Source organism: Stenotrophomonas sp. STEN018 (assembly GCF_056760235.1).
In genome coordinates, this window is sequence record NZ_JBRREK010000117.1 from 1 (window position 1) to 3,436 (window position 3,436).

Sequence of the window (3,436 nt, forward strand, 5' to 3'; positions counted from 1 at the left end):
ACTGGGCAGTGAGGCGTAAGACGAAGTGGCGAGCTGGCCGGTGCCAGGAACAGTTGGAACTGTTACCCGGAGCCGACCGGTGACTTGCCGATGTTGCTGCCGAAAGAAGAACGGCCAGCCAACCAGCACACCGCCGCCTAACTCTTAGTGGACCGCGTAAAAGCGGTGTAGGCCGGAGTATGCCTAATTCAATGTCGCTTTTGAATCCAAATAATTTTTTTAATAAACAAAGGCTTGCGATATTTATCGCGGTGCGCCATCACCTTGTGACTGAGTTTAGTGGCGTTTCCGCACGGTGATATCGAATACACCCCTGTCCCGGCAGGCGTATTGACGACTGGAGTGTCGTGATCGCGATGATTCTTCCAGCGGTCTACCTCACATCGCGAACCCGCAGTCCACCAAACGCTCGACGACGCTTTGTCAAACCTTCACTCCACTTCCCGCACTCGCGCCAATTCCGCCGCATTTCGCAGCGCCTGCAAAAATCTCGCCAGTGGCGCGTTTTGCGGTTCGCCATCACGTGTGTAAACCATCACCGGTCTTTGCCATGCGAACCCGGGTGCATCCAGCTTCACCCAATGCCCGGCAAGCAACTCGGCCTGCGCCAAACGGCTGGGCAGCAAGGTGAGATAGCCGCCATCGCGAATCATCGCGCGCATGAATTCCGGGGAGCCGCTCTCCATCGTGTTGAGCGGTGGCTCCAATCCGGCTTCGTGGAAACGCTGTCGGAACGCGCCTTCGACTGCGCCCAGGCGGCGGCCGAAAATCCATGCGTGCTCCAGCAACTGTACTGGGGTGATATCGCGTTGCCGCGCGAGCGAATGACGCACGCTGGCGAGCACGCGGTACTCGTCGTGCATCAGCACTTCGCTTTTGATGCGCGGGTCTGGGTCGCCGTCGCCAAAGGTGTGCAGGGTGACTACCGCGTCCAGCTCGCGCGCCAGCAGATTGGGCAGCAGTTCGGGCAGGATGCCGCTGCTGACGTGGATGCCGATCTTCGGCCAATGCCGGCGCAGCGCCAGTACCGCCGGTGCGACCAGCGAGCCGGCGGTACTGGGGCCGGTGCCGATGCGTACTTGCCCTTCGGCGCCGGTCTGCAGCTCCTGCAGGCGGTCCTCGAAGCGGCGCACGGCGTCGTGGGCGGGCTGGGCGTGTTCCATCAGCAAGCGGCCGACGTCGGTGAGCCGGGCCTCGCGGCTGCCGCGTTCGAACAGGCGGGCGTCCAGTTGTTGCTCCAGTGCCTGGATGCCCTTGCTCAGGGCCTGCTGGGTGCGCCCGGTAGCCGTGGCGGCGCGGGTGAAGCTGCCGTGTTCGACCACGGACAGGAAGTAGCGGAGCTGGCGGAGATCCATGGCGACATTTCGTTACAACCAATGGTTGTGGATCGTACGCGAATTGGTTGGCGGTTGTAGAGGCAGGGCATCGATAGTCGGCTGATCGCAATCTCCCGGAGGGGAACCATGGCCAGTCGCAACGCCGTCAAACAGTGGGACCAGCAGTACGACCTCGTCATCGCCGGCTTTGGCCTGGCGGCCATGTGCGCCGCCATCGAGGCGCACGATCTGGACCCCAATCTGTCCATCCTCATTCTTGAAAAGGCCAATGAGGCTGAGACTGGCGGCAACAGCCGCGTTGCCGGGCAGTCGTTGCTGATCACCAAGAATGCCAAGGTGCTGGCCGAGTACCAGCGCAAGATGAGCGTGGCCAACCCTATCCCGGAAGACATGCTGGTGCCGTGGTCAGAGGCGATGGAAGCGCTGGAACCATGGATCCAGGAGCGTGCGGCCCAGGCTGGTGCGCAGTTCATCCACGGCACCGGTTTCTCCGAGCGCGACGCGGTGCTGGAGTTCCCGGAGTTTGGTGCGCGTGAGGCCGTGCATTGCACCGCCACCATCTTGCCGATCCCGTCCGGCGTCTATCTGGCTTTCCGCGAGAACATCCGACTGCGCCCGCGTGTCCAGATCGCATACGAATCGCCGCTCAAGGATCTGGTGCAGGACCCGGATACGCTGGAAGTGTTCGGCGTCATCGCCGAGCAGAACGGTCAACGCGTGGCGATCCGTGCCAACAAGGGCGTGGTGATGGCGACCGGTGGTTTTGAAGCCAACCTGGACATGCAGCGCAATTACTTCGGTCTTGCCAATCCGGCACCGCTGGGCACGCCGCACAACACCGGTGACGGCATCAAGATCCTGCAGAAGGCTGGTGCGGATCTGTGGCATATGCGTAACCAGGGACAGTCCGGTGGTATCTGGCCGGGCTTCAAGCCGGAAGGCTTCGTCAACGGCTTCCTGCGCAACTTCTTCTGGCAGAGCTTCAGCTGGATCGAGGTGGATGCGAACACCGAACGTTTCTACAACGAGACCGCCGAGCTGCAGCTCACGCACTACAAGGAAAAGAAGCACGGTCATTGGGTGGATACCCCGCACTATCGAGCGCAGCCGGTGCATATGATCTTTGATTCCATCACTTGCCAGTACAACAAGCTGGTGGTTGAAGTGATGAGCTGGAACCCGGTGGTGCGGGGCTACAAGTGGTCCGACGACAACTCGGTGGAAGTGGAGAAGGGGTGGATCCAGAAGGCCGATACGCTGGAAGAATTGGCGTTGAAGATCAACCGCGACCCGGCCAAGCTGCGTGCGGAAGTGGAGCGCTACAACGCGGCCTGTGCAGCGAAGAATGATGCCGATTTCGGGCGTAATCCGGAGACGCTTTACCCGATCGCGCAGGCGCCGTTCTATGCCATGCGGGTTGATCCGGTGATCGTGTGCACGGGTGGTGGCGCGCGTCGCAACATCAAGTCCGAGGTGCTGGATCATGATGGAAAGCACATCCCGCGCTTGTACGAGGCCGGTGAGATGGGGTCGATGTTCTCCGATCTGTACCAGAACGGTTCGTACCTGACCGAAGCGATGATCTCTGGGCGTGCTGCGGGTCGCGAGATCGTCGGTCTTGGCAACTGGGAGGGCTGAGCATGAAGGTTGCTACCCCTGCGATGAAGCTGGATGTGCGCATCAATGACGTGAAGGCTGAGGATGGTCTGCTGGTGATGGATGGTGTGGCCGGCATGTTGCCGTGCAAGACCAGTCTGACGCCGGCAGAGTTTCGGCAGATGATGAAGTTGGCGCTGAGGCCGAGTGTGTTGGCGCTGTTGTTCAAGAAGTGAGACGGGCGCCGTTGCTCGAAACCCTTGCTTGAAGCCCCTCATCCCCCGGGGGAGGGGTTGGGGAGAGGGTGAGGTGCAAAGCACCATATAGAGGCCAAAAGCTCCCCCTCATCCGCCCCTTCGGGGCACCTTCTCCCGCAAGCGGGAGAAGGGACTGCAGTGCCAAGCAGTGCCAAGCAGTGCCAAGCAGTGCCAAGCAGTGCCAAGCAGTGCCAAGCAGTGCCAAGCAGTGCCAAGCAGTGCCAAGCAGTGCCAAGCAGTGCCAAG

Annotated in this window: 3 protein-coding genes; 2 read left to right on the forward strand and 1 reads right to left on the reverse strand. The window is 61.1% G+C overall.

Annotation, left to right across the window (positions count from 1 at the left end; translation table 11 throughout):
• Window positions 1–431 precede the first annotated feature (431 nt).
• The gene (locus ACVOMB_RS20825; RefSeq protein ID WP_481532903.1) at window positions 432–1,355 is read right to left on the reverse strand and encodes a LysR family transcriptional regulator; all 924 of its coding nucleotides are present in this window, start codon (window positions 1,353–1,355) and stop codon (window positions 432–434) included.
• A gap of 108 nt (window positions 1,356–1,463) precedes the next feature.
• On the opposite strand from ACVOMB_RS20825, the gene ACVOMB_RS20830 reads away from it, so the two are divergent.
• Both ACVOMB_RS20830 and ACVOMB_RS20835 read left to right on the forward strand, forming a co-directional pair.
• Window positions 1,464–2,975, forward strand: coding sequence for an FAD-dependent oxidoreductase (locus ACVOMB_RS20830; protein WP_481532904.1), 1,512 nt, complete (start codon window positions 1,464–1,466; stop codon window positions 2,973–2,975).
• A gap of 2 nt (window positions 2,976–2,977) precedes the next feature.
• Window positions 2,978–3,169 (forward strand): hypothetical protein, encoded by a 192-nt coding sequence (locus tag ACVOMB_RS20835; protein ID WP_057626798.1) that lies wholly within the window; start codon window positions 2,978–2,980, stop codon window positions 3,167–3,169.
• Window positions 3,170–3,436: the final 267 nt, after the last annotated feature.

What these genes read in the sequence shown, in the direction of transcription:
- ACVOMB_RS20825 (WP_481532903.1), bottom strand. Translation starts at nt 1,355, where the DNA reads ATGGATCTCCGCCAGCTCCGCTACTTCCTGTCCGTGGTCGAACACGGC.
- ACVOMB_RS20830 (WP_481532904.1), top strand. Translation starts at nt 1,464, where the DNA reads ATGGCCAGTCGCAACGCCGTCAAACAGTGGGACCAGCAGTACGACCTC.
- ACVOMB_RS20835 (WP_057626798.1), top strand. Translation starts at nt 2,978, where the DNA reads ATGAAGGTTGCTACCCCTGCGATGAAGCTGGATGTGCGCATCAATGAC.